Raw genomic sequence first — 25,475 nt, forward strand, 5'->3', positions numbered from 1 at the left:
GTCTCCCCTTCGCGCTGGCACTCGACTTCGGTGAGTGCCAATGCTAGCGCGTGGCGGAAGCAGGACCACTGCCGCGGACCCTTGTGTCGCCCTCGTCGCTTGTGGTTAGGTGAGCCTTACCTAAATGAGGAGGAGCCATGGCAGCCACCCGCTCGGTCAGCGTCGCCGAGACCGCCCGCAGCATCCTGTCGTGCCCGGCCGGCATCGACCTGGTCGTGGAGCGGGTGGACGATCCCACCGCCGACGACCCGCGGCTCGCACTGAGCGACGCGGACGGCGTGCCGACGCTCTCGTGCCGCGTCGGTGCGACGCTCTCGCGGGCCGCGGTCCAGGGCCGAGGATGCGTGCTCACCCTGGCGAGCGGTCTCGGGCCCGAACGATCGCGGGAGCGTGCCGCGAGCCTGGCCCTGGCAGGACGGCTACGGCGTACGGGCGCGGAGCGATGCAACTGCTGCGGCGAGGTGCGCGACGTGGTCGTGGTGGACGTCGACGCGGTGAGGCTCACCTTCGACGGCGAGCGGGTCACGGTGCCGACGGCGGCCTTCGCGGCCCCCGACCTGGAGCTCAACCGCGGCCTCCTGCAGCGCTGGTGCGAGCACGCCACCGGCGCGCACCAGGAGGAGCTGCGCCAGGCCGTCGCCGGCCGCCGGGGCAGGCACCTGGCCGAGATCGTCGCGGTCTCGCTCGCCTCGCTCAGCGCCGCTGACGCCGAGCTCGACTGGGTCGAGGCCGACGGCGGCCACCGGATGACACTGGCATTCCCCCAGCCCGCGCGCTCCAGCGCCGAGCTGGGCGCGCTGCTCCGGCAGCAGCTGCACCCGCGGCTGTGCTAGGCCGAGACGTCACCTTCCGCAGGTCGAGTGGTCGCGGCCACGTCACCCCACCGTGACGAAGTCGATCAGCTCCTCCACCCGACCGAGCAGCGCGGGCTCCAGGTCGTCGTAGGTCGTGACCTTGCCCAGGATGTGCTTCCAGGCGCGCGCGATGTCGGCCTGGTCGCGGTGCGGCCAGCCGAGGTGCTGGCAGGTCCCCTTCTTCCACTCGATCGAGCGCGGGATCTGCGGCCATGCCCGCAGACCGAGACGATCCGGCTTGACCGCCTGCCAGATGTCGATGAACGGGTGGCCGACGATCTTCACGCTGGCACCATGGGGCCCGCGCATGATCGCCTCGGCGATCCGGGACTCCTTGGAACCGCGCACGAGGTGGTCGACCAGGACCCCGACGCGCCGCTCGGGGCCGGGACGGAAGTCCTTGAGGTGGTCGGCGAGGTCGTCCACGCCGCCCAGGTACTCCACCACCACGCCCTCGATGCGCAGGTCGTCGCCCCAGACCTTCTCCACGAGCTCGGCATCGTGCCGGCCCTCGACGAAGATCCGACTCTGCCGAGCCACCCGCGCCTTCGCGCCCTCCACGGCGATGGATCCCGATGCGGTGCGCTTGGGTCCGCTGCTCTGGGCGGCGGCGATCGGTGCGGTGAGGATGACCGGCCGGCCCTCGAGCAGGAAGCCGGGGCCGAGCTCGAAGACCCGGCGCTTGTTGCGGCGGTCCTCCAGCGTGACGGTGTTCAGCTGGCGGTCCACGGCGACGATCTCGCCGACGAAGTCGCTCTGCACGTCCTCGACCACTGCGCCCAGCTGCGCCGGAGCGGGAACGGCGCGGCCGTTCTTCGGCGCGCGCCAGTCGGTGGAGAGTACGTCGGTGGAGTAGCGGTCAACCATGTCGGGATTGTCCCAACAGTCACAGCAGCAACTCGCGCACCACGCCGTCGGCCAGCAACCTGCCCGGATCGGTGAGCGTCAGCCGCCCGCCACCCGGACCCTGCTCGAGCGTGACCAGCCCGCGCGCGACCTGGTCGGGCACCGCTGCTCGGCCCGCGTCGTCGAGGACGTCGAGCGGCACCCCCTCGCGCAGCCGCAGCTCGAGCATCAGCCGCTCGACCCGGCGGTCCTCCGCGCCGAGGACCTCACGGCCGTGGGCCGGGCTGAGACCGGCGCGGATGCGGTCGGCGTACGCGGCGGGGTGCTTGACGTTCCACCACCGCACCCCACCGACGTGGCTGTGCGCGCCCGGACCGACGCCCCACCAGTCGCCGCCGCGCCAGTAGAGCAGGTTGTGCCGGCAGCGGTGCTCCGGCGAGGTCGCCCAGTTGGAGACCTCGTACCAGCCCAGTCCGTGCGCCCGCAGCCGCTCGTCGGCCACGACGTACTTGTCGGCGAAGTCGTCCTCGTCCGGCATCGGCAGCTCGCCCCGGCGGACCCGGCGGGCCAGGGCGGTGCCGTCCTCGACGATGAGGCTGTACGCCGAGACGTGATCGGGTGCGCAGGCGAGGGCATCCTCGAGCGAGCGCTCCCAGTCGGCCATCGTCTCGCCGGGTGTGCCGTAGATCAGATCGAGGCTGACGCCCCCGCTCTCGGCCGCGGTGAAGCCGGCCGCTCGCGCCCACGCCACCACGTCGGGGACGCGCAGCGGGTCGTGCGTGCGGTCGAGTACGGCGAGCACGTGCGGCACCGAGCTCTGCATCCCGAAGCTGAGCCGGGTGAAACCGCCGGCTCGCAGCTCGTCGAGGTCCTGGAGCGTCACGCTGTCGGGGTTGGCCTCGGTGGTGACCTCGACATAGGCAGCCAGCGTGAACTCCTCCCGGATCGCCGCCACGATCCGGGTCAGGTCGCGCGCCGGGAGCAGCGTCGGCGTGCCGCCGCCGAAGAAGATGGTGTCGACGCTACGGTCGACGTCGCCCAGCACCGCCCGGGCCTGGCGGATCTCCGCGATCGCCTGGTCGGCGTAGGTCTGCCGGGAGACACCGGGCCCCAGCTCGGTGGCGGTGTAGGTGTTGAAGTCGCAGTAGCCACATCGCACGGTGCAGAACGGCACGTGCACGTAGAAGCCGAACCCCTTCTCCCCGAGGGTGGCGAGGGCCGAGTCCGGAAGGTTGCCGTCGGCGGGGGCCGGGTCGCCGGGCGGCAGGGTGGAGGGCATGGGTCCATTCTCGCCCGGTGCATGCCGAGTCCGGGCTTTCCCGGGCTCGAGACCGGACCTCGGCCAGCGGCGAGACTGCGTCGCAGGCGTCAGCGGAAGTCGCGGGAGCGATGCCGCTGGGCGAGCGCCCGAGCCGCCTCGGGGTAGACCTGGGCGAGCGATCCGAGTCGGGTGGCGACCAGGTTGGTGACGCCGTCCATCCGCTCCAACCGCCCCTCGATCAGCATCGTGGAGACCGAGGTCGCCACCTTGCGGTGGCGCTTCCACACGTCGGGGGTGCAGACCACGTTGAGCATCCCGGTCTCGTCCTCGAGGTTGAGGAAGGTCACCCCACCGGCGGTGCCCGGCCGCTGCCGGTGGGTGATCAGGCCCGCCACGGTGAGCGTGCGACCTGGCCGATGCCGCGCCAGGTCGGCGATCGAGGGGATGCCGTACTCGCGCAACCGCTCCCGAACGTGCTCGAAGGGATGCGCGTCCGGGGAGATCCCGGTCGCCCACAGGTCGGCCAGGGTGAGCTCCACCGGGACCATCGCGGGCAGCTCCGGCGCGGGTACGGCGAGGTCCATGCCCTCGAGCTGGTCGGCTCGCTCGGTCCAGCCGGCGGCCCACAGCGCCTGCCGCCTGTCCTGGCCCCCGAACGCCTCCTCGAAGACGCCCGCGGTCGCCAGCGCCTCCAGCTGCGGACGCTCCAGCCCGGCACGGCGGGAGAGATCCAGCTGGTCGCGGAACGGCCGCTCGGCCCGAGCCGCCACGATCCGCTCCGCCACCTCCTTGCCGATGCCGCGGATCGTGTCGAGACCGAGCCTGACGGCGTAGTCGCCGTCGCGGCGGTGCTCAGGGGTCGGGTCAGGGGTGCCGGGGAGCCACGAGGTGGGCTCCGCGGAGCAGTCGTGGAGGCAGGAGTCCTTCGGCGACGTGTGCCGAGCCGGCGCCGCGAGCCTCTCCAGATCGGCGACCGCTGCCGAGTGCAGCAGTGACGGCCGCAGCACCTCCACGCCGTGCCGGCGGGCGTCCTGGGTCAGCGACTGTGCGGAGTAGAAGCCCATCGGCTGGGCGCGCAACAGACCGGCCAGGAACGCGGCCGGATAGTGCAGCTTGAACCACGAGGAGGCGTAGACGAGCTTGGCGAAGGAGAGCGCGTGGGACTCGGCGAAGCCGAAGCTGGCGAAGGAGAGGATCTGGACGTAGATGGCATCGGCGACCTCGCCGACCAGGCCCTTGGCCCGCATCCCTCGGTAGAGCCGCTCCTTGAGCGATTCGATCCGCTCCACTCCTCGCTTGGAGCCCATCGCCCGGCGCAGCAGATCGGCGTCGTCCACGCTGAAGTCGCCCAGGATCCGACCCATCTCCATCAGCTGCTCCTGGAAGAGGGGGACCCCGCGGGTGCGGCCGAGCACCTCGTGCGGCTCCAGCAGCGGGTGGGCGAAGGTGACCGGGTCCTTGCCGGTCGCTCGGCGTACGTAGGGATGCACCGCACCGCCCTGGATCGGGCCGGGCCGGATCAGGGCGATCTCGATCGCCAGGTCGTAGAAGCGGCGCGGCTGCAGCCGCGGCAGGGTGCCGATCTGGGCACGCGACTCCACCTGGAAGACGCCGATCGAGTCGGCCCGGCAGAGCATGTCGTAGACCGCCGGCTCCTCCTTGGGGATGCTCGCCAGGGTCCAGTGCTCCTCGCAGTGCTCGGCCGCCATCCGCATCATGTGGTCCAGCGCGGCCAGCATGCCCAAGCCGAGCAGGTCGAACTTCACCAGCCCCATGTACTCGCAGCCCTCCTTGTCCCACTGCAGCACGGTGCGCCTGTCCATCCGGGCCCGCTCGATCGGCACCACCTCACCGACCGGCTCCTCGGTCAGCACCATCCCGCCGGAGTGGATGCCCAGGTGGCGCGGCGCTCCCAGGAACTCCTCGGCCAGGGCCTTGACCGGGCCGGGCAGGCTCTCGCCGTCGACCTCGGTCCAGGACTGCACCTCCTTGGACCAGGCATCCTGCTGCCCGGGCGAGTAGCCCAGTGCCTTGGCGGCGTCGCGGACCGCCATCTTGGGCCGGTAGCCGACGACGTTGGCGACCTGCGCGGCGTTGCGCCGGCCGTAGGTGTCGTAGACCCACTGGATCACCTCCTCGCGCCGGTCGGAGTCGAAGTCGACGTCGATGTCCGGCTCCTCCTCGCGATGCTCGGAGATGAACCGGGCGAACGGCAGGCCGTAGAAGACCGGGTCGATCGCGGTGATGCCCAGGGCGTAGCACACAGCGCTGGCCGCCGCGCTCCCCCGCCCCTGGCACAGGATCCGCCGGCTGTGGGCGAAGGCGACGATGTCGTGCACGATGACGAAGTAGCCCGGGAAGTCCTTGCGCTCGATGGTGTCCAGCTCGCTCTCCACCCGCTCGCGCGCCCTCGCGACGAACGCTGGGTCATGGGCGAAGGGCTCTGCGTAGCGCTCGGCGAAGCCGCGCTCGGTCAGCTCCCGCAGCCAGGTGGCAGCGGTGTGCCCCTCGGGGATGCCACGCTTGGGCAGCGCGGGCTTGGCCTTGCGCAGGTCGAAGGCGCAGGCGTCGGCGATCTCCACGCTGCGTGCCACCGCACCCGGGTAGCGGCGGAAGCGCTGGGCCATCTCCGCCCCGCTGCGCAGGTACGCCGAGGGGCCCGGCAGCCAGCCGTCCATCTCGGTCAGGCTGCGCCGGGCCCGGACCGCTGCCATGGCATCGGCGAGGCGGTGTCGCAGCGGGACGGCGTAGTGGACGTTGCCGGTCGCCACCACGGGCAGGCCGAGCTCGGCGGCCAGCCCGGCCAGGAGGTCGTTCTCGGCGGAGGCGCCCGGATGACCCCGGTCGGTCAGCTCCACGACGACACCGTCCGCACCGAACCAGTCCACCAGCCGCTCGATCCGCTCGCGGCTGCGGAAGCCCTTGCGGCAGCCGGTCAGCGCCACCCAGCTGCCCCGGCCACGGTCGACCAGCTCGTCGAGGTCGTAGACCGGCCGGCCCTTCTCGTCACCGCGCAGGTGTGCCTCGGTCATCGCTCCGGCGAGGCGACGGTAGCCGTCCACGTCACGGGCCAGGAGCAGCAGGTGGTCACCCTCGGGGTCGGGCACGCCGTTCTGCGGCCCGGTCAGGTTGAGGGAGAGCTCCGCGCCGTACACCGTCTTGATCCTGCTGTCGGCCGCCCTGGCCGTCTCAGCGAACAGCGGCGCGCCGTAGAAGCCGTCGTGGTCGGTCAGGGCGAGCCCGTGCAGGCCCAGCCGCAGCGCCTCCACGACCAGGGCGTCGGGGCCGCTGGCTCCGTCGAGGAAGCTGAAGTTGGAGTGGCAGTGCAGCTCGGCGTACGGCGTCACCTCGCCCTGCGGCTCGGGCACCTCGATGCGACCGGGGCGCCGGCGACGACGGGAGATCGGGGCATCGCCGTGCGGATCCAGCGGCGGCTTGCCGGAGAGCCGGCGCTCCAGCTCCCTCCAGGGCATCGCGGGGTTGTTCCAGCCCATCAGCGGACCTGCTGGTTCGTCGAGGCAGGCAGCCGAACCGCCGCTTCCCTCGCGGAGTCCGCCACGGGAGGCCTCGGCCGGCCTGCATACCTCGACGAACCGACCTGCTCAGTCATAAGCCGCCTCCGTCATCCAGCCGCTGCCGTCGAAGGCGACCAGCCAGGCCCGGCCGTCGACGCCGACCATCTGAAACCGCACCAGGGTCCGGCCGCCCTCCCACCACTGCTCGTCGACCGGCCAGGGGCCCGCCCAGGACGCGACCGGCTGCCAGGCCTCGGCGTCACCGGGCTTGATCCGGGCCGGGTCACCGGTCATCCGGCCACGCGGCAGCACCGCGAGCGGACGCCCGGTCGCATCGAGCACGTCGGCGCTCCACGGCGCGAGGAAGACCCGGGCCGGTGCCGGCGGCGGAATCGATCCTGGCCACGGCAGCCCACGCGGCCGCAGCGCCCTGGCCCGCTCGCCCCAGGGCACCAGCGCCTGTCGGTCGGCGGGACCGCGGCCGCCCTGGAGCACCGGTGCCACCACCGCCTCCTGACCGAGCATGCCCTGCACCCGGGCGATGCCACGCTCGACCCTGGCATCGGTCCCGCCCCACAGGCCGTCGGCATGGTCGGCCTCGGGGACCATCGTCTCGGGGACCAGCCGCACCCGGGTGATGGCCGAGCGGATGTCGCCCACCCGCAGCGAGCCGACCAGCTGCCAGTGCAACCGATCGATCAGGTCGGTGGCGGCGAACCAGCGCGGGTGCAGCCAGCGCCGCTCCGAGGCGAGGGCACCGTCGGCCTCGACGGCGAGCAGGACCTCGGTGCAGACCAGTTGACGGGTGGCGAGCTGGGCGACGAACCGCTCCGCCGTCCGACGGGCGGAGAAGCAGACCGCCTCGGCGGAGTCCAGGGCGGGCTCGAAGTCGACCTCGCAGACCAGCTCCGGCGGCGGCGTGCGGGTCGTCAGCGGTCGTGCGCCGCCGCCGTGCAGAACCCGGTGCACCCATGCCACCCGGGTGCCGAAGCGCGCCTCGACGTCGGCGGCGGACAGCCCCGCCAGATCGCCCAGCCCCGGCAACCCGAGCCGCTTGAGCAGGCTCACCGCCTCGGGCTCGTCGAGCACGTCGACCGGCAGGGTGCGCAGGAACACCCCCGACTCCCCCGGTGGCACCACGAAGCTCTCCTGTACGCCGGCGCAGCGGGCCGCCTGCTCGGCGGTGAAGAGCTCGTCGGCGATACCGATGCGCACGTCGCGCACTCCGAGCCGGACCAGGCACTCCGCGATCACCGCCCCCGCCTCGGGCTCGCCCCCGTAGAACCGGCCCGGTGACCTCAACGCCGCCAGGCCCGGGCGCAGCGGGGCGACCCCTGGACGCAGCTCCTCCAGCGCCGCCAGCACCTGCTCGAAGCGCCGAACGTCGCGCTCCGGGACCTCGTCGAGCACCACCAGCTCGGGACAGCGGGCCTGCGCATCACGGCGCCGCATGCCTCGCCGCACGCCGAAGTCGCGGGCGGCGCCGTTGCAGGCCTGCACGATGTTGGCGGCGAAGACCGCTGCGGGCAGGTGCCCGGGCAGGTCGCGGTCGGCCAACGCGGCGACGACAGGCCAGTCGGCGCACCACACCACGAGCGTGCGTTGGGTCATCAGCCGACCTCACGGCTCTCGACCGCACGGCTCGCGACCTCGCGGCCGGCCCAGCGGGCAGGCCCGGGAGCGACGACACCCTCGGGCCCAGGGAACAGCAGTGCCGTGCGACGTGGCGGAGCGGAACCCCTGCGGACCTCCAGCACGACCCGGCGCGAGCGCAGATGGCCCTCACCCCGGCCGGTGCCCACCCACTGGGGCTCGACGAGGCTCACCGATGCCTCGGCCCGCGGCCAGGCCCCGAGCGAGACCAGGGCGGCACCACGCTTGCGCAACCGGGCGGAGAGCTTGGCCGCGGCGGCCTCCGACACCCGCCCGGTCGGCCTGACCAGCACCAGCGAGGTCACGTCGACCAGCGCCGCCGTCGCCTCCAACCACGCCTCTCCCGGGTCGGGGACCAGGATGGTGCGCTCGAGCACCACCCCCAGCTCCGCGGCGGCCTCGGCACCGAAGTCGCTCAGCCCCACCGCCGCACACCAGGCGCCGCCACGCGAGGGGCCGGCCATCAGCGCCAGCGCGAGACTGGCGCTGTCGACCTGGTAGCTGCCGCCCACCCGCAGCCGGATCACCTGGGAGAGCCCCGGAAGCGCATCGAGCTCGGGCCGGGCGAGCCCGTCCTCCATCCCGCGCATGCGCTCGCGCAGCCGGGCGATCGCGGCCGTAGGGTCGGCCTGCGGATCGGGGGTGAGGAGTGCGGCTGTCACTCCTCTATGTTCGAACATTTGTTCGAACGGATCAAGTGGGGATCCCCAGCAATCGCAGCGCCAGCGGCTCGCGCCTCAAACCGTCGCGGCGACGTACTCCTCGATCTTCGCACGACCCTCCGCGCCGAGCGCCGCCAGGATCTCCGGGACGTCGAACAGGGGTCGCAGCGAGTGGTCGAGGTTGAGCGCCCTGAAGAGCGTGGAGACGGTCAGCCCGTGACCGGGCCGGTGCACCACCTCGATCTCGTCCCCGGCCCGCACCACCCCCTCCTGGAGCACGCGCAGGTAGGGTCCGGGCCGCGCTTCGAGAGCGAAGCGCTTCACCCAGGCCTTGTTGTCGTGCCCGGTGACGCCCATCCAGTTCTTGAAGTCGTTGCACGGCGTGCGCACGTGACACACCTCGACCTCCGCCGTACCGATCCGCCAGCGCTCGCCCACCTCCGCGCCGTTGACATCGATGCCCTCGGTGGTGAGGTTCTCGGAGAAGTGACCGTTGCGCAACCTCGCACCGAGCCGCTCACCCCAGAGGTCGAGGTCCTCGCGGGCGAAGACGTAGACCGCCTGGTCGGGACCGCCGTGGTGCTTGGTGTCCGAGACCACGTCACCGACCAGGCCGTTGCGATGCACCCGGACAGGGCCGTCGACCCCGCGCTTGTCCATCGAGGTGTAGCCCAGTCCGGCCCAGGCCGCGTCCTGCGGCCGGCCGACGTTGACGGAGAGCACCGATGCCATGGCCGGCATCCTCCCATCCCGATGTTACGGATTCACTCTCTGCGCGATCGGGCTACTGCACAGCCTTCGCCAGCGTGATCCATCGAGTGATCGCCGACCGGTCCGGCACGGGGACGGCCACCTCGTCCTTCAGGTTCACCAGCATCCGCACGATCACCCAGTCCCGAGCGCGATCCTCGTCCAGCCCGGCCGCGTCGACCAGCGCGAAGAACCTGTCCCGGACGCCGTCACGGACGCGGCCCTCGAGCTCCTCCCAGCGGTTCCACAGCATCGGTGCGACCTCGTAGTGCGGGTCCCCCGAGAGCGGCTTGGGGTCGATCGCCAACCACTTCTCGCCGCGCTCCTCCCGGGGAGCCAGGACGTTCGCGTAGTGCAGGTCGGTGTGGATCAGCCGGCCGTCGGTCGCCTCGTCCGCGGCGAAGTCGCGCGCGAGCGCCCGGGCGTGCTCGATCATCCGGCGCGGGATCGGCGCGGCGCGGTCGATCGCGGCAAGCTCCTCCACCCAGCGCGACGCATGTTCGGAGAGCCGCCGCAGCTGGGCCGGCGCGGGCACGTGCAGCCTGGCGTAGAGCCCGCCGACGATCTCGCAGGCCTGCAGGTCCCAGTGCTCGCCGAGGTCCTCGGAGCGGAGCCGCTCCAGCAGCAGCGCCCAGCGGTGCGGGTCGGCGCGCAGCAGCAGTACGGCGCCGCGCCCGTGCCAGTGCTGCAGCGCCAGGGCCTCGTGCTCGGCCTCGGGGTGCGGCCACCCGACCTTCAGCACCGCCCGCCGGCCGGCATCGGTGCGGACCGGCAGCACCAGCGCGGCATTGCCGTGCGTCGCCTCGCCGTCCGGCTGCAGCGACCACTCCTCGAGCAGCTCGGTCAGCAGCCGTGGGAGCCGGTCGAGCCAGGCGGCCCAGTCCGGCCCGCGGGCGGCGTACTCCCGCAGTGCGGGCGGGATCATCGACACCGGACTGTCACCGTGACAGTGTGCGGCGCCGCGCTCAGAACGCGGCGACCAGCGCGATCAGTGCGACGACCGCCGGGACCGCCACCGCCGCCCGGGCACGGCCGGAGCGCAGCTCGCCCAGCGAGCCTGCGGAGACGACGCCGCCGCCGACGGTGGCGACAGCGCTGAGGATGCCCCAGCCGATGTGACCGGAGATCAGCAGGACCAGCGTCGCGACGGCGCAGGCGCCGAGGATCGCCGAGCGCCGGGTGACGGTGGAGATATCAGCACTGCGTGACATGGTGACGACCCTACTTCTTGGACTTCTCGGCGGGCTGTGTGGTCGAGAGGGCGGCGACGAAGGCCTCCTGCGGAACCTCGACGCGGCCGACCATCTTCATCCGCTTCTTGCCCTCCTTCTGCTTCTCCAGCAGCTTGCGCTTGCGGCTGATGTCGCCGCCGTAGCACTTCGCCAGGACGTCCTTGCGGATGGCGCGGATGGTCTCGCGGGCGATGACCCGGGCTCCGATGGCGGCCTGGATCGGCACCTCGAACTGCTGGCGCGGGATCAGCTCGCGCAGCTTGCCGGCGAGCATGACGCCGTAGCCGTACGCCGCGTCGCGGTGCACGATCGCGCTGAACGCATCCACCGGCTCGCCCTGCAGCAGGATGTCGACCTTGACCAGGTCGGCGGCCTGGTCGCCGGCGAACTCGTAGTTGAGCGAGGCGTAGCCCTTCGTCTTCGACTTCAGCTGGTCGAAGAAGTCGAAGGCGATCTCACCCATCGGCAGGGTGTAGCGCATCTCGACGCGGTCCTCGGACAGGTAGTCCATCCCGAGCAGGGTGCCGCGCTTGTTCTGGCACAGCTCCATGATCGTGCCGATGTAGTCGCTCGGGCTCAGGATGGTCGCCTTGACGACCGGCTCACGCACCTCCTGGACCTTGCCGTCGGGATACTCCGAGGGATTGGTGACCTCGATCTCGGTGCCGTCCTCCATCGTCACGTGGTAGACGACGTTGGGCGCCGTGGAGATGAGGTCGAGGTTGAACTCGCGCTCGAGCCGCTCCCGGGTGATCTCCATGTGCAGCAGGCCGAGGAAGCCGATCCGGAAGCCGAAGCCGAGTGCTCCCGAGGTCTCCGGCTCGAAGGTCAACGCCGCGTCGTTGAGCTGGAGCTTCTCCAGCGCGTCGCGCAGCGTCGGGTAGTCGTCGCCGTCGATCGGGTAGAGACCGGCGAAGACCATCGGGTTGGGGTGCTCGTAGCCGCCGAGCGCCTCGGTCGCACTGTTGTGCTGGCTGGTGACGGTGTCACCCACCCGGGACTGGCGCACGTCCTTCACGCCGGTGATCAGATAGCCGGTCTCGCCGACGCCGAGGTCGGCTGCCTTGAGCGGCTCCGGACTGATCACGCCGAGCTCGAGCATCTCGTGGGTGGCACCGCTCGACATCATCTTGATCCGGTCGCGGTGGGTCAGCTTGCCGTCGAAGACCCGGACGTAGGTGACCACGCCGCGGTAGGTGTCGTAGACCGAGTCGAAGATCAGCGCCCGCGCCGGCGCGTCGGGGTCGCCGACCGGAGCCGGGACCTGCTTGACGATCTCGTTGAGCAGCGCCTCGACGCCCAGGCCGGTCTTGGCACTGGTCAGCAGCACGTCCGCGGGATCGCAGCCGACCAGGTTGGCCAGCTCCTCGGCGTACTTCTCCACGTTCGCGCTGGGCAGGTCGATCTTGTTCAGCACCGGGATGATGTGCAGGTCGGCACCCATGGCCAGGTAGAGGTTGGCCAGCGTCTGCGCCTCGATGCCCTGCGCGGCGTCGACCAGCAGGATGGCTGCCTCACAGGCCTGCAACGAGCGCGAGACCTCGTAGGTGAAGTCGACGTGCCCCGGCGTGTCGATCATGTTGAGCACGTAGGTGCCGGCCTCGATGTCCAGCTCGGCCGCCGCTTCCGGGGTGACCGTCCACGGCATCCGCACGGCCTGGGACTTGATCGTGATCCCACGCTCACGCTCGATGTCCATCCGGTCGAGGTACTGCGCCTTCGCCTCGCGCTCGCCGACGACGCCCGTCAGCTGCAGCATCCGGTCGGCCAGGGTGGACTTGCCGTGGTCGATGTGGGCGATGATGCAGAAGTTGCGGATGATCGCTGGATCAGTGGATCCGGGCACAGGTGCGGTCATGGTGTGGCCATTGTCCCCTGTCAGTACTGATGGAACCAAAGGGACAGGTACGCCGACTGCCCGGGACAGGTGATGTCACGGTCGCGACCTTGCTCCACCCACTGCGCCAGCGCCGCTGCGCCACCCTGGAACATCCAGTCGCCCTGGCAGCGGCGCAGCGCCTCGGCGCGGCCCCGGCTGCCGGCGGGTCGCCACTCGGGGAGCCCGAGCCGCAGGTCGCCGACCACGCGCTGCCACAGCGAGCCGATCGAGTAGACGCCCACGCCGTACCCCTGGTCGGTGTAGCCGCGCGCCGCACCCTTGACCACGGCGGCGTTGGCGGCGGTGTCCTGCGACCACTCGAAGCCCGTGACCGGCTCGACGTCGAGCCACACGAACGGGGTCTGGAGTCCGGCGCCGCGCAGCGTCGCGATGTTGAACAGCGCCTCCTGGTACCCGAGGTTGGCCAGCCGCCCGGCCGCCGTCCGCTCGTCGTAGGGACCGGTGCTCCCGTAGCGCTGGAGCGCGTCGCCGTAGGGGCCGCTGATCACCGAGTACGCCGAGACCAGCAGGTGCCGCTCCCTCGCCCAGGCCAGCTGCGAGCCGAGGCAGGGGTTGGCGACGAAGCCCGGGCCGTTGGTCAGCCCCAGGATCACGAACCGGGCCGAGGCCAGGGGCATCGGCGCCCCCTGCGAGCGCTTCTGCGCGATGCCCATCCCCTTCGGGCACTGCGGCCAGCTCGCGTCACCACCGACCACGGGCCCGCGGGCGGTGAAGGTCGGCAGCGGGGGGATCGAGAGCGACGGGACGGAGATCGACGGCGCCGCCGAGGTGGCCAGGACCGCGGGCGGCACCGGGCTCAAGGACGGAGCGGGGCTCGGCACGACGGCCGCCGATGCCGGCGGCGCGGCCGCCGTCGTGACGGCGGGGTCGGCCGCGGGCGCCGCCGTACCCCCGCACGCGGACAGCGCGAGGGCGAGCCCGACCGCGACGAGGGCCATCAGCATCCCGAGCCGTCCACGCACCCGGCGATCCTGTCAGGATGTGCGGGTGAGCGCGATCCCTGTCGACTTCCCCGTCGGCCGTACCGCCCGTCGCCTCGGCTGGGTGCACCTGCCACCGGCGATCCGCTCCGCTGTGGAGCGACGGCTCGGCTCACCCGTCGTCGAGGCGGTCTCCTGCGACGCGGGCTTCACCCCCGGGCTGGCCTCGGTGGTGACCTGCGCGGACGGCTCGCGGCACTTCCTCAAGGCGGCCTCCACCAAGGCGCAGAAGGTGGCCGCCGACGCCTATCGGATCGAGGCCCGCCGGTTGCGGACGCTGCCGCCGACGGTGCCGGCGCCGCGGCTGCGCTGGGTGCACGAGGCCGATGACTGGGTCGTGCTCGGCATCGAGTACGTCGAGGGCAGGGCCCCGCTGCGGCCCTGGACGCCCGATGACCTGGCTGCGTGCTCCCGGATGCTGGTCGACGCCGCCGGCGCGCTCACCCCGGCGCCGGGCCTCGGCGTACCGACCTATGCCGAGGAACTCGGCTCCTGGGCCGAGCTGTGGACGACCCGGTTGGCCGGCCTGCCCCACGCCCACGAGTGCGCGGCGCTGGCGGCGCGGATCGGCGAGGTGAGCGCCGGCGAGACGCTGGTGCACTGCGACGTGCGCGACGACAACCTGCTGCTCGGCGACGGGGGCGAGGTGTGGCTGTGCGACTGGAACTGGCCGGTGCGAGGCGCAGCGTGGCTCGACTCGCTGATCCTGCTCATCGGACCGCGCGGCGACGGGCTCGACGTGAAAGGTCACCTCGCCGAGCACCCGCTGCTCTCGACAGTGGCCTCCGAGGACGTGGACGTGGCGCTCGCGCATCTGCTCGGCTACTTCACCGCCTCGGCGGACCTCCCCCGGGTGAGCAACTCGCCGTACCTGCGGACGATCGCCGGTTGGCAGCGAGACGTGCTCTTCCGCTGGCTCGCCGAGCGGCGGGGCTGGTGAATTTGAGGCGTCAGCAGCGCCGCTGGTAACCTCGGTGGTCGCGTGTTCGCAGTTGGGCCTCTCCCCTCTGATTTCCCCGAGGGGCCGGGCGGATCGCACCGAAGACCTGACTGACCGAACCCAAGGACTGAAAGAAGCACATGGCGAACATCAAGTCGCAGATCAAGCGCAACAAGCAGGCCCTGAAGGCCCAGGCCCGCAACAAGGCCGTCAAGAGCGAGCTGAAGACCGCTATCCGCAAGTTCCGCGAGGCCGCTCGGGCCGGGGACAAGGAGACCGCGGCCAAGCTCGGCCAGGACGCGAACCGTCTCCTGGACAAGGCCGCCTCGAAGGGCGTCATCCACAAGAACCAGGCCGCCAACCGCAAGTCGGCCGTCTCCAAGCAGGCCGCCTCGCTCTGAGGTCGCACCACAAGCACCGCCCAGCAGGCCCCGCGCACCAGCGCGGGGCCTGCTGGCTTTCCGGGCGACGAGCGTCGGTGACGCCGTCAGCGGCGCAGGCCGGTGATGGTCAGGACGAGCCGCTCCAGGGTGTACTCCGGGTCGCTGGCGGCACCCTTGAGGTCGGCGTCCGCGCGTGCGACGGCCCGGATCGCAGCGGCGAGCGAGGCGTCGTCCCACCCGCGAGCGACGGCCGGCAGCTTCTTCAGCTGGTAGGGATTGATGTCCTTGCGATTCCCGCCGACGTAGTTGGCCAGCGTGCGCAGCTGTCCGGCGACGCTGCTGAGCAGGTAGACAGGGCTGGTGCCGGACTCGATGGCCCAGCGGACGCCCTCCATCGCCTGCAGCCGCTGACCCGCGAGCAGTGCGTCGGCTATCTCGAAGTTCTTCACCTCCGCGCGGCCGCCGAAGTATTGAGCGACCTCCGCCGTCCCGATCCGGGCACCCGGGAAGTCGCTGACCAGCTGTTGGACCGCCGAGGCCAGCATCCGCAGGTCCTCACCGACCGCCTGCACCAGCGCGGCGGCGGCCTCGGTGTCGACGCGCGCACCTCGCGCCCGACCCTCACCGACCACGAACGCGGGCAGGTCCCACGACTTGACCGCCTCGGACTTCACCTCGGTCACCGTGGCCAGCTTGCGCAGCTTGGCGAGGGTGCCGCTCCCCCGCGGGCCGCCGCCGTGCACCAGCACCAGGGCGACCTCCTCGGCGGGCCGGGAGGCGTAGTCGACCAACCCGGCGACGGACTCGTCCGGGAGTTGCTCGAAGGCCCGCACCACCACGCACCGCACGCTGGAGAACAGGCTCGGGGCGCTGAGCTCGCCGAGGGTCGCCAGCGTCAGGTCGGCGGCGACCGCCTCGGAGAACTCGGCCTGGTCGTCGTGCGCGCGCACAGCGGCGCGCACCGCCTGGACGGTGCGCTCGCTGAGGAACTCCTCCTTGCCCGTCACCAGGGTGACCCGGCCGAGCACGTCGGCGGCCCGGGGCGAGGCGGGTGCGGAAGGAGGTGCCATGGTGCGGCCAGCCTGCCACACGGCACCGACCGATCAGGCGCCTGGGCACGGTCCGTGCGGACCCATCCCCGCCGTTCACGTCACCTCGATCGACCCGAATCGTTAAGGTCTAGGCCGGATACAGGCCCCTGACGGTGTCCCCCCACCATCTACGGAGAACTCCATGCACGTGACATATCGCTGCCTTGCCGCCGCCACGGCGGCTCTGCTCGCGGGACCGATGCTCGCCGCCGGCGCCGCCGACGCCCGTTCCGCCGGCACCTCCCCGACCGCTGCGCCCAGCGCGGTGACTGTCGCTCACCGCGCGGTCGACGCGCCCGGACAGGATCCGGACACGCTCAACGGCCACGGTCTCTACAAGGTCAGTCTGAGCAACACCGCCGATGGACACATCCTGGTGAAGTGGAAGTGGAAGAAGTCGCGCAGCAAGCGCCTCAAGAAGTGGAAGATCGTCACCTCCACCTCACGCACCACCCAGACCGACGTGACGACCTACACCGCCAAGCGCAAGAAGCGCTCGATCGTCGTGTCGCCCGCGCCGTCGGTGACCCCGGCCTCGGGTGACTACACCTTCGTCAAGGTCTACACCGTGCCCAAGCACGGCAAGAAGCACGGCAGCGCGACGCACTGGATCCAGGCGCCCGTGACGGCGCACCCGACCGGCAGCGCCCGGGTGACGATCGGGACGTTCAACGTCCGCGACGCGGACCTCGACAAGTCCGGTCCGCACACCTGGGCCAACCGCAAGCAGAACGTGATCAACACGATCAAGAGCTCCGGCGCGGGGATCGTCAACCTGCAGGAGGCCAGCGGGATGAAGAAGGATGCGCAGGGTTACTCCTACCTGTCCCAGCTCCAGGACATCGCGCAGGGCACCGGGATGACGCCGGCCAACCCCAACTATCGCTCCTTCTTCGCGGGCAGCGGCAGCCAGGGCACCCGGATCCTCTACAACAGCAACCTCTACACGGTCTCCAGCGAGGGCCACGCCCAGCTCACGGGCAGTCGCTTCATCGAGTGGGCGAAGTTCACCGAGCGCAGCAGCGGTCGGACGTTCTGGGACGTGTCGATGCACCTGTTCAGCAACACCTCCGCAGCGGGAGAGAACACCCGGGTGCAGGAGGCGAGGCAGATCATCGCCCGTGTCGGGGCGCTCCACGCCAGCGACGGCTCGCCGGTCTACCTCGCGGGCGACAGCAACTCGACCATCTACAGCAAGCCCAAGGGCCTGGTGCACCGCACGTTCATCGGAGCCGGCTTCTACGACGCCTTCGCGACGACATCGATCACCAACCAGGCCTACCCGACCACGAACGACTTCGACTTCCCGGTCAAGCCCAGCCCGCACCGTCGCGACGTGATCCTCAGCTACGGCGCCCCGAAGGGCTCCTTCTGGTACCGCAACCTCTTCTACAACAGCGCAGCCCACGTCGCCTCGGACCACTTCATGCAGGTCGCCCAGCTGCCGCTGTGACAGCTCAGCGGGTCGCATAGCCCAACCCGTTCGCACCGACCGTGACGGCCACCGTGCCGTCGCGGTCGGTGCGCAGCACCGGGATACCGGCAGCAGTCAGCGGACCGAGCGTGGAGGCCGCCGGATGGCCGTAGTCGTTGTCGGCCCCGACCGACGCGATCGCCAGCCTCGGCCGAAGCCCGAGCAGCCAGCCCTCGTCCTGGTAGCGCGAGCCATGGTGCGGAATCTTCAGCACGTCGACAGCCAGGCCGGGAACCGTCCGGGCGATCTCCTCCTGGCCGTCGGGTTCGACGTCGCCGGTGAGCAGGATCCGGATGCCGTGGGTCAGCGCCAGCAGCACCACACTCGCCCCGTTGGCCGTAGACCCGTCGCCGGGCCCCTCGGTCGGCGAATCGGGCAGCGGCCACAGCACCTGGAGCGTCACCTCACCGATCCGCACACTGGCGCCGTACGGCGCGGGCACCGGCGCCACCCCGGCTGACCGCGCCGTGTGCTGCAGCAGCGCCACGCCGTCGGGCGGGTCCTGCAACCGGGTCGTCCACACCCTGTCCACCTGCCGACCGTCGAAGACGGCGCCGACCCCGTCCACATGGTCGGCATGGAAGTGGGTGAGCACGAACAGCGCCACCCGGCGCACCTGGAGTCGGTCGAGGCAGGCATCCATCGGGCCCGGGTCGGGTCCGGCGTCGACCACGACGGCCGTGTGCGGGCCGACCCGGAGGACGGTGCCGTCGCCCTGACCCACGTCGCACACGACGTATACCCAGTCGGCCGGGGGCCAGCCAGGGGTCGGCCAGCGCACCACCGACGCCACCACCACGCTCAGACAGCACGCCGCACCCACCCCACGATGTCGCAGCAACCGGGGCGCGCACAGACCCGCCGCCACGGTGAGCACCGTGAGCACCGTCAGCGCGATGACACCGGTGCCCCAGTCGAGCGCCGCGGTGGGCAACGCGGCGGCGTGCCGGGCCACCGCGACGATCCAGGCCACGCACCACGAGGCGAGCCAACCGAAGCAGCGCCCGAGCCCGGGCCAGACCAGCCCGACCAGCCCACCGAGCAGGCCGAGCACCGTCGCCGGGCCGACCGCCGGCTCGGCGAGGAGGTTGGCCGGCACCGCGACGACACTGACCTGACCGGAGATGACGGCGATCAGCGGTGTGCACGCCAGCTGTGCCGCGGCGGGTACGGCGATGGCCTCGGCCAACCACCGCGGGAGCCACCGACCCAGCGCGTCGCGCCATGCCGGCGCGAGCAGCAGGATCCCGGCCGTCGCCAGCACCGAGAGCGCGAAGCCGGGCGAGACCGCCAGCACGGGATCGAGCAGCATCAGACCGACCACGGCGGCACCGAGACCGCGCAGCGCTCGGGAACGGCCGTTGTGTCCCATGGCCAGCAGCCCGACGGCGCCCATCGCCGCGGCGCGCAGCACGCTCGGCTCCGATCGCGCGAGCAGCACGAAGCCGCCGATCCCGGATGCCGCCACGACGGTGAGCCAACGCCCTCTGACCCCGGCCCACCGCGCGACCAGCAGCAGGAAGCCGACGACCAGGGTCAGGTTGGTCCCGGAGACGGCGAGCAGGTGGGTCAGCCCGGTCGCCCGGAAGGAGTCCGCCAACGCGTCGTCGACGTCGCTCTCGTCCCCGTCCACGAGGGCGGGCACGATCGCCCGCTCCGCTGCGGGCCTTCCGGCGACCGAGGCTCGGATCTGTGCTCTGAGGCGCGAGGACGCGCTCCACCACGCGCTGGGTGGAGCGACCACCTGCGGCTCGGTCTGGGCCAGCAGCAGCGCCGCCACATCGGAATCGTCCGCCGCGACGAGCCGCCCGGAGGTGGTGATCGACGTACCGAGGCGAACACCCGCCCACGCATCGTCACCGAGCAGGATGACCGGCGCCCTGACCGCGTAGGCCTGGCCGCGGCCCGTGACCCGCCGGATCTGGACACGGAGGAGCTGCTGGGTGCCATGCGCCTCCACCACGGTGCGCGCATCGCTGGTGACCACGCCGACCACGTCGGCCACCGCACCCCGCCGGGCCAGCTGCGCGACGGGATCGTGCCGCATCTGAGCCGTCCGCAGGCCGGCCACCGCCACGACGGTCAGGAGCACCGCCAGCGCCGCGACGACAGTGGCCCGCAGTCGCGGGCGGCACGCTGCCGTGATCGTGGCACCGACGGCGACCGGCAGTATCAGCACCCAGGGCGGGATCGGAAGGTGGGCCTCGACCGCCAGGCCGCCGACCCAGGCACAGGCACCGAGCAACGGCAGCCGGAGGTCGCGCACGCCCGTCACACCGTCACGAACGGCGTCAGCTTGGCCAGCGTGGCAGGACCGATGCCGTCGACCTCGAGCAGCTCCTGCACCGAGGTGAACCCGCCGTTCTGCTCGCGCCACTCCAGGATCGATTGAGCGGTGACCGGTCCGACGCCCGGGAGCGTGTCGAGCTGCTCGGCGGTCGCGGTGTTGAGATCGACCGACGCGGGCGTTGTCGGTGTCCCGACAGGCGCCCCCGCGGGCGCCTGGGCGCCGGCCCCGGCCACCGCGGCGCCCCCGGAGACTCCGCCACCCGCACCGACGACGATCTGCTGGCCGTCGGTGAGAACGGCCGCGAGGTTGAGCCCGTCGAGGACGCGGTGGCGTGGCACTCCCCCGGCCGCCCGCAAGGCATCGGTCACCCGGGAGCCGGCGGGCACGACGACGATGCCGGCGTGCGCGACCTTGCCCTCGACGTCCACGGTGACCATCGCCGCCGGCGACGTCGGGGCGGTGGCCGCCGAGGTGGTGGCCGCCGACGTGGTGGCGAAGGGGGCGGTCGCCGTTGGGGCGGTCGGCACCGAGGCAGCCGACGCCGAACCCAGTGGCGTCACCAGGGGCGAAGCGGCGGCCGGCGTCGCCACCACCGTGGTCGCCCGACCGCGGGCGAGCCACCAGCAGGTCGCCACCAGGGCGACGACCAGAGCAAGGACGACGACGGCGAGCTGCGCCGTCCCGAGTCGTGCCCGGCCCTGGAGCACCTCCGGCAGTCGCGGAGCGATCGCGGTGGATCGCCGTGACGCGTGCCGGCCCGGGAACGGCACCGTCACCGGGCCGGGCGCCGGCACCGGCGGCGGTTCCCACTCGGCCTCGCCGCTCTCGCCGGCCCGGATCGCGACGCTGGTGTGGGCACCCCACCACTCCTGCGTCACGTCGTCGGCAGCGTCAGGGGCCGGCTCAGGGCTGGGATCGGGGCTGGGATCGGGGCTGGGATCGGGGCTGGGATCGGGGCTGGGATCGGCACGCAGCAGGGCGAGCCGACGGGCCAGCGCCTCCTGGTGGGCGTCGGGTCGTGTGCGCATGGCTCGACGCTAGGAACTCTCCCGCCTCCCCGCGCGGCCTGCCGACCCGACTGGGGACAACGCCGCGAAAGCGACCGCCTGTGGACGGAAAGCATCCAGGACGGCGCCTGTTGCAGGACCTCGTGCGGCCGGTAGGACGATGCTCAGAGCGCCGGTGTCACCACGACGGCCACCATCCCCGGCCCCACGTGCGCTCCGAGCCCTGCCCCTACCTGGCCGCACCGCACCGGCGACCGCAGCCGGTCACCGAGACGGGTCGACAAGGAGTCGGCGAGGCGCTCGGCGCGCTCGGCAGCCGCCAGGTGCGCGACGGCCACCTCGACCGGCCCGTCCCCCGCGGCCTCCAGCGCGAGCTCCTCCATCCGAGCGAGCGCGCGCTGGGCGGTGCGGACCTTCTCCAAGACCTTGATCCGCCCGTCGTCGAGGGTCAGCAACGGCTTGACGGCCAGGGCCGAGCCGAGCAGGGCCGCCGCCGTCCCGATCCGGCCGCCGCGGCGCATGGGCTCCAGCGAGTCGACGTAGATGAGCGACCGGGTCGCCTCGGCACGAGCCTTGGCGACCAGCGCCGCCTCCGTCGCCGACGCACCCCGCCGTACGGCGGCGACGGCTGCCGACGCGGCGAAGCCGACTCCCGGGCCGACGGCGCGGGTGTCGAGGGCGACGACCGGGATCGCTGACTCACGGGCGGCCAGCTGGGCCGATTCGAAGGTGCCGCTCATGTCGGCCGAGAGATGGATCGAGAGGATCTCGGCGTACCCCTCGGCGGCGAGCCGGGCGTAGGTCTCGCGCATCGTGGCGGGCGCGGGCCGCGAGGTGGTCACGTTCCTCTTCGCGGCGAAGGCGGCGACGACCGCGTCCGGGGAGGCCCGCTCGTCGCCCTCGGGGAAGCTCTCCCCGTCGATGATCACCTCGAGGGGAACGACGCTCACGCCGTCCGGCGCCTCACCCGAGGGATAGAGGGCGGTCGAGTCGGTGACGACCGCGACCTTCGGCGCCGAGGGCATGGCGAAACCCTATCCGTTGGGTGGAGGAGCGACAGACTCCCGTGGAACGGGGTACTTGAGCTCACCATGACGATCGAGATCAACGAACGCGAGCCGAACAGCGACCCCGCCGAGCTGCACGGGATCATCCTGGTGCTTGTCCTGGTGGCGCTGCTGACCGCTATCTGCTGGCTCAGTCTCTGACCGGTTCGGGCGGTGCCGGAGGCACCGACCACGACCACTCGTGGCCCGAGAACTGACCTCTCGACCCGCGAAAGGTGACGTCTCGACGGTTCAGGGGACGATGTTGACCAGCTTCGGCGCGCGCAGGATCACCTTGCGCGGCGTCGCACCGTCCAGCAGGGCGGCGATCGTCGGGTCGGCCAGCGCCGCCGCCTCCAGGTCGGCCTCGCTGACGGCCGGCGACACCTCGAGCCGGGCGCGCACCTTCCCGGCGACCTGGACGACCGCGGTGACGGTGTCCTCCACCAGCAGGGCCTCGTCCACGACGGGCCAGCCGGCGCGGGCCACGGTGCCGGTCTGGTCGGGATTGCGGCCCAGCCGCTCCCACATCTCCTCGGCCGTGTAGGGCGCGACCAGCGAGAGCAGGATCGCGACGGCCTCGGTTGCCTCCCGCACGGCCGGGTCGGCCGGGCCGACCTGCTCGTTGTCGATCGCCTTGCGGGTCGCGTTGACCAGCTCCATCGTCCGCGCGACGACCACGTTGAAGCGGTAGGTCTCCATGAGGTGCTCGACCTCGTGCAGCGTCTTGTGCGTCACGCGGCGCAGCGCCACGTCACCCCCGGCGAAGGAGACGCCCGGCTCCGAGGTGACCTCGCCCGCCAGCCGCCAGGCACGCTGCAGGAAGCGCAGCGAGCCGGCCGGCGAGACGTCGGCCCAGTCGATGTTGTCCTCCGGCGGGCTGGCGAAGACCAGGGTCAGCCGTACGGCGTCGACGCCGTACGCGTCCAGCTGCTCGCCCAGGTTGACGCCGTTGCCCAGCGACTTCGACATCTTCTTGCCCTGGTTGATCACCACGCCCTGGCTCATCAGCCGGCTGAACGGCTCCTCGAAGTCCAGGTAGCCGTGGTCGTGCAGCACCTTGGTGAAGAACCGGCTGTAGAGCAGGTGGAGCACGGCGTGCTCGACGCCGCCGACGTACTGGTCGATCGGACCCCACGCGCGCATCGCCTCGACGTCGAAGGGAGCGGTGTCCAGGTGTGGCGAGACGTAGCGCAGGTAGTACCACGAGGAGTCCACGAAGGTGTCCATCGTGTCGGAGTCGCGCTTGGCCGGGCCGCCGCACTGCGGGCACGCGACGTTGACCCAGTCCTCGATCGCCGCCAGCGGCGAGCTGCCCTTGGGCTTGAGCTCCTCGCCGCGCACGTCGTCGGGCAGCCGCACCGGCAGCTGGTCCTCCGGTACCGCGACCTCGCCGCACGCCTCGCAGTGGATGATGGGGATCGGAGCGCCCCAGAACCGCTGGCGGGAGAGCAGCCAGTCGCGCAGCCGGAAGTTGACCGTCCGCTCGCCGGTGCCGGCAGACTCCAGCTTCTCGATCGCGGCGGCGACCTGACCGGCCTTGTCGTACGGCTGCTCGGGGTCGTAGACGGGCACGATCGGCAGGCCGAAGACCTCGGCGAACTCGCGGTCGCGCTCGTCGTGGGCCGGGACGGCCATGATCGCGCCGGTGCCGTAGTCGGCCAGCACGTAGTCGGCGGCCCAGACCGGGATCTGCTCCCCGGTCAGCGGGTTCGTGGCGGTGATGCCGAGGTCCACGCCGGTCTTGGGCCGGTCGGTGGCCAGGCGGTCGATGTCGGAGGCCTTGCGGACCTCCTCCAGGTAGCTCTCCAGGTCACCGGCGCGGCTCGGCGCGACCACCTCGGAGGCCAGCGCGGCGTCCGCCGCGATCACCATGAACGTCGCGCCCGAGAGCGTGTCGGGTCGCGTCGTGAAGACCGTGACCGTGCGCTGCGAGCCGTCGGCCAGCTGCAGCACGAAGTCGACGTGCGCCCCCTCCGAGCGACCGATCCAGTTGCGCTGGGAGTGGACGACCCGCTCGGGCCAGCTGCCCTCCAGCTGGTCGATCCCGTCGAGCAGCCGCTGGGCGTAGTCGGTGATCTTGAAGTACCACTGGGTCAGCTCCTTCTTGGTCACCACCGCCCCGCAACGCTCGCAGGTGCCGTCGGCCAGGACCTGCTCGTTGGCGAGCACCGTCTGGTCGTTGGGGCACCAGTTGACCGGGGAGTTCTTGCGGTAGGCCAATCCCCACTCGCGGAACTTCAGGAACAGCCACTGCGTCCAGCGGTAGTACTCCGGGTCGGAGGTGTGCAGCCGGGTGGACCAGTCGAAGCTGACGCCGTAGCGCTTGAACGACTCGGCCTGGGTCTCGATGTTCGCGTAGGTGAACTGCGCCGGGTGCTCGTTGCGCTTGATCGCGGCGTTCTCCGCCGGCAGGCCGAAGGAGTCCCAGCCGATCGGGTTGAGGACGTCGTAGCCCTGGTGCCACCAGTAGCGCGCGATCACGTCGTGCAGCGCCATCACCTCGGCGTGACCCATGTGCAGGTCGCCGGAGGGGTAGGGGAACATCGTCAGGGCGTACCGCTTGGGAGCAGGAACGCCGGGACTGCTCTCGCGCAGCCCGGCCCTGAACGGCTCCAGCCGCTCCCAGACCGGTCGCCACTTCTCCTGCAGCGCCGCTGCGTCGTACGCCGCGGTCTCCTGCTGCTCCTGCGTCATCGTTCCCGTTCCTCTACCGCTCGACCTCGAGTGCCCCTGACATGAAAAAACCCCTCGCAGGGAGGGGTTGCCGCGCGATCGCAGGGATCAACGCGGCATGGCAAGAAGAAGGGCGCTCGTCTGCACCCGCTCAGGGTACTCCACTCAGGCGGGCAGGAGCAGGGTGGGGAGCAGGTCGCGGATGGAGGCCTCGATCCGGTCCACCGCCTCGGACGCGTGGTCGTGCATGCCGAGCAGCGCCTGCTGGAACAGGCCGTCGACGATCGCGTACGCCGTCGCGGGCGGCACCGCGATGCCCCTGTCGGCCAGGCTCGCGTAGCGGGTGACCACGCGCCACACCATGTCCTGGAGCCAGCCGTCGATGAGCGCGACCGTCTCGCGCAGCGGCTCCTCGAACATGCTGGCGGTGCGCAGGTCGTACCAGAGCCGGTGCATCGGGGCGTCCTCGACGAGGGTCTCACGCAGCTTGGCGACGAACCCGTCGATCAGCCCCTGCGCGGAATCCGCCGCCTCGATCACGTCGTCGTAACGCAACACGCATGTCGACTTGTGGAATCGCACGCAGTAGACGATCAGCTCGAACTTGTCGCGGAAGTAGTAGTGCACGACGCCGTGACTGAACGGCGAGTTGGCCGCTATCTCTCGCAGGCTGGTGCGCGCGTAGCCAAGCTCCCCCAGCGTCACCAGCGCGGACTCGGCGAGCTGGTCGCGACGCTGCTGGTGCTTGTCGACCTTCGTTCGCCGGCGGCGCGGGACGACGGTGGCGGTGGCTACCGATTCCTCCACGAGCTCAGCGCTCATCGTGCACCCCTTTCGCTGGCAGCAACCTCGTCACTCTAACCGGTGGGACGGGTTGAGGAACCCGAATCGGCCCGAGTGGAGAATCTGTCGGGA

At 71.6% G+C, this 25,475-nt stretch carries 20 protein-coding genes; 4 read left to right on the forward strand and 16 right to left on the reverse strand.

Annotated features, from left to right (window positions below; all coding sequences use genetic code 11):
• The first annotated feature begins 137 nt into the window (after positions 1–137).
• Entirely contained in the window at positions 138–833 is a 696-nt protein-coding gene (locus P5P86_RS14345; RefSeq protein ID WP_280608127.1) for a hypothetical protein, read from the forward strand.
• A gap of 42 nt (positions 834–875) precedes the next feature.
• Here P5P86_RS14345 and P5P86_RS14350 read toward each other — a convergent pair whose 3' ends face one another.
• The 10 genes from P5P86_RS14350 to P5P86_RS14395 all read right to left on the reverse strand — a co-directional run bounded on the left by P5P86_RS14350 (position 876) and on the right by P5P86_RS14395 (position 13,635).
• Positions 876–1,721, reverse strand: coding sequence for a DUF3097 domain-containing protein (locus tag P5P86_RS14350; protein ID WP_280608128.1), 846 nt, complete (start codon positions 1,719–1,721; stop codon positions 876–878).
• Positions 1,722–1,740: 19 nt separating this feature from the next.
• Positions 1,741–2,979 carry a radical SAM family heme chaperone HemW gene (gene hemW / locus P5P86_RS14355; protein ID WP_280608129.1) on the reverse strand — a complete coding sequence of 413 codons (1,239 nt, stop codon included), beginning with the start codon at positions 2,977–2,979 and terminating at the stop codon, positions 1,741–1,743.
• An 89-nt stretch (positions 2,980–3,068) separates the two neighbouring features.
• On the reverse strand, positions 3,069–6,455 hold the full coding sequence (locus P5P86_RS14360; protein WP_280608130.1) for an error-prone DNA polymerase: 3,387 nt from the start codon (positions 6,453–6,455) through the stop codon (positions 3,069–3,071).
• A 108-nt stretch (positions 6,456–6,563) separates the two neighbouring features.
• Positions 6,564–8,087, reverse strand: a complete 1,524-nt coding sequence (locus P5P86_RS14365) for a DNA polymerase Y family protein (RefSeq protein WP_280608131.1) — start codon at positions 8,085–8,087, stop codon at positions 6,564–6,566.
• On the reverse strand, positions 8,087–8,791 hold the full coding sequence (gene imuA' / locus P5P86_RS14370) for a DnaE2-dependent mutagenesis accessory factor ImuA' (RefSeq protein WP_280608132.1): 705 nt from the start codon (positions 8,789–8,791) through the stop codon (positions 8,087–8,089). The genes P5P86_RS14365 and imuA' overlap by 1 nt, the downstream gene beginning before the upstream one ends.
• 75 nt (positions 8,792–8,866) lie before the next feature.
• Positions 8,867–9,523 (reverse strand): MOSC domain-containing protein, encoded by a 657-nt coding sequence (locus P5P86_RS14375; RefSeq protein ID WP_280608133.1) that lies wholly within the window; start codon positions 9,521–9,523, stop codon positions 8,867–8,869.
• Between the two features lie 52 nt (positions 9,524–9,575).
• The gene (locus P5P86_RS14380; RefSeq protein ID WP_280608134.1) at positions 9,576–10,466 is read right to left on the reverse strand and encodes an aminoglycoside phosphotransferase family protein; all 891 of its coding nucleotides are present in this window, start codon (positions 10,464–10,466) and stop codon (positions 9,576–9,578) included.
• Positions 10,467–10,506: 40 nt separating this feature from the next.
• Positions 10,507–10,752: a hypothetical protein gene (locus tag P5P86_RS14385; protein WP_280608135.1), complete on the reverse strand. Its 246-nt coding sequence runs from the start codon at positions 10,750–10,752 to the stop codon at positions 10,507–10,509.
• 10 nt (positions 10,753–10,762) lie between these two features.
• Entirely contained in the window at positions 10,763–12,631 is a 1,869-nt protein-coding gene (gene lepA, locus P5P86_RS14390; protein ID WP_280608136.1) for a translation elongation factor 4, read from the reverse strand.
• 20 nt (positions 12,632–12,651) lie between these two features.
• Positions 12,652–13,635, reverse strand: coding sequence for a glycoside hydrolase family 25 domain-containing protein (locus tag P5P86_RS14395; RefSeq protein WP_280608137.1), 984 nt, complete (start codon positions 13,633–13,635; stop codon positions 12,652–12,654).
• A 25-nt stretch (positions 13,636–13,660) separates the two neighbouring features.
• Between P5P86_RS14395 and P5P86_RS14400 the strand changes: the two genes are divergently transcribed.
• The gene (locus P5P86_RS14400; protein WP_280608138.1) at positions 13,661–14,593 is read left to right on the forward strand and encodes a phosphotransferase; all 933 of its coding nucleotides are present in this window, start codon (positions 13,661–13,663) and stop codon (positions 14,591–14,593) included.
• 140 nt (positions 14,594–14,733) lie between these two features.
• Entirely contained in the window at positions 14,734–14,994 is a 261-nt protein-coding gene (rpsT, locus tag P5P86_RS14405) for a 30S ribosomal protein S20 (protein WP_280608139.1), read from the forward strand.
• A gap of 86 nt (positions 14,995–15,080) precedes the next feature.
• On the opposite strand, the gene holA is transcribed toward rpsT, so the two are convergent.
• On the reverse strand, positions 15,081–16,046 hold the full coding sequence (holA, locus tag P5P86_RS14410) for a DNA polymerase III subunit delta (protein ID WP_280608140.1): 966 nt from the start codon (positions 16,044–16,046) through the stop codon (positions 15,081–15,083).
• A 163-nt stretch (positions 16,047–16,209) separates the two neighbouring features.
• Here holA and P5P86_RS14415 point away from each other — a divergent pair, with 163 nt between their 5' ends.
• Positions 16,210–17,520, forward strand: coding sequence for an endonuclease/exonuclease/phosphatase family protein (locus P5P86_RS14415; protein WP_280608141.1), 1,311 nt, complete (start codon positions 16,210–16,212; stop codon positions 17,518–17,520).
• A gap of 4 nt (positions 17,521–17,524) precedes the next feature.
• Here the strand turns inward: P5P86_RS14415 and P5P86_RS14420 are convergent, their stop codons facing one another.
• The 5 genes from P5P86_RS14420 to P5P86_RS14440 form a co-directional block, all read right to left on the reverse strand.
• Positions 17,525–19,807, reverse strand: coding sequence for a ComEC/Rec2 family competence protein (locus P5P86_RS14420; protein WP_280608142.1), 2,283 nt, complete (start codon positions 19,805–19,807; stop codon positions 17,525–17,527).
• A 5-nt stretch (positions 19,808–19,812) separates the two neighbouring features.
• The gene (locus P5P86_RS14425) at positions 19,813–20,859 is read right to left on the reverse strand and encodes a helix-hairpin-helix domain-containing protein (RefSeq protein WP_280608143.1); all 1,047 of its coding nucleotides are present in this window, start codon (positions 20,857–20,859) and stop codon (positions 19,813–19,815) included.
• A gap of 143 nt (positions 20,860–21,002) precedes the next feature.
• Positions 21,003–21,863 (reverse strand): DegV family protein, encoded by an 861-nt coding sequence (locus P5P86_RS14430; protein WP_280608144.1) that lies wholly within the window; start codon positions 21,861–21,863, stop codon positions 21,003–21,005.
• Positions 21,864–22,136: 273 nt separating this feature from the next.
• The gene (gene leuS, locus P5P86_RS14435; protein WP_280608145.1) at positions 22,137–24,581 is read right to left on the reverse strand and encodes a leucine--tRNA ligase; all 2,445 of its coding nucleotides are present in this window, start codon (positions 24,579–24,581) and stop codon (positions 22,137–22,139) included.
• Positions 24,582–24,725: 144 nt separating this feature from the next.
• A complete protein-coding gene (locus tag P5P86_RS14440; protein ID WP_280608146.1) occupies positions 24,726–25,382 on the reverse strand; it encodes a TetR/AcrR family transcriptional regulator in 657 nt (218 codons plus the stop codon).
• Positions 25,383–25,475: the final 93 nt, after the last annotated feature.

The organism is Nocardioides sp. BP30 (assembly GCF_029873215.1).
Lineage (GTDB): Bacteria > Actinomycetota > Actinomycetes > Propionibacteriales > Nocardioidaceae > Nocardioides.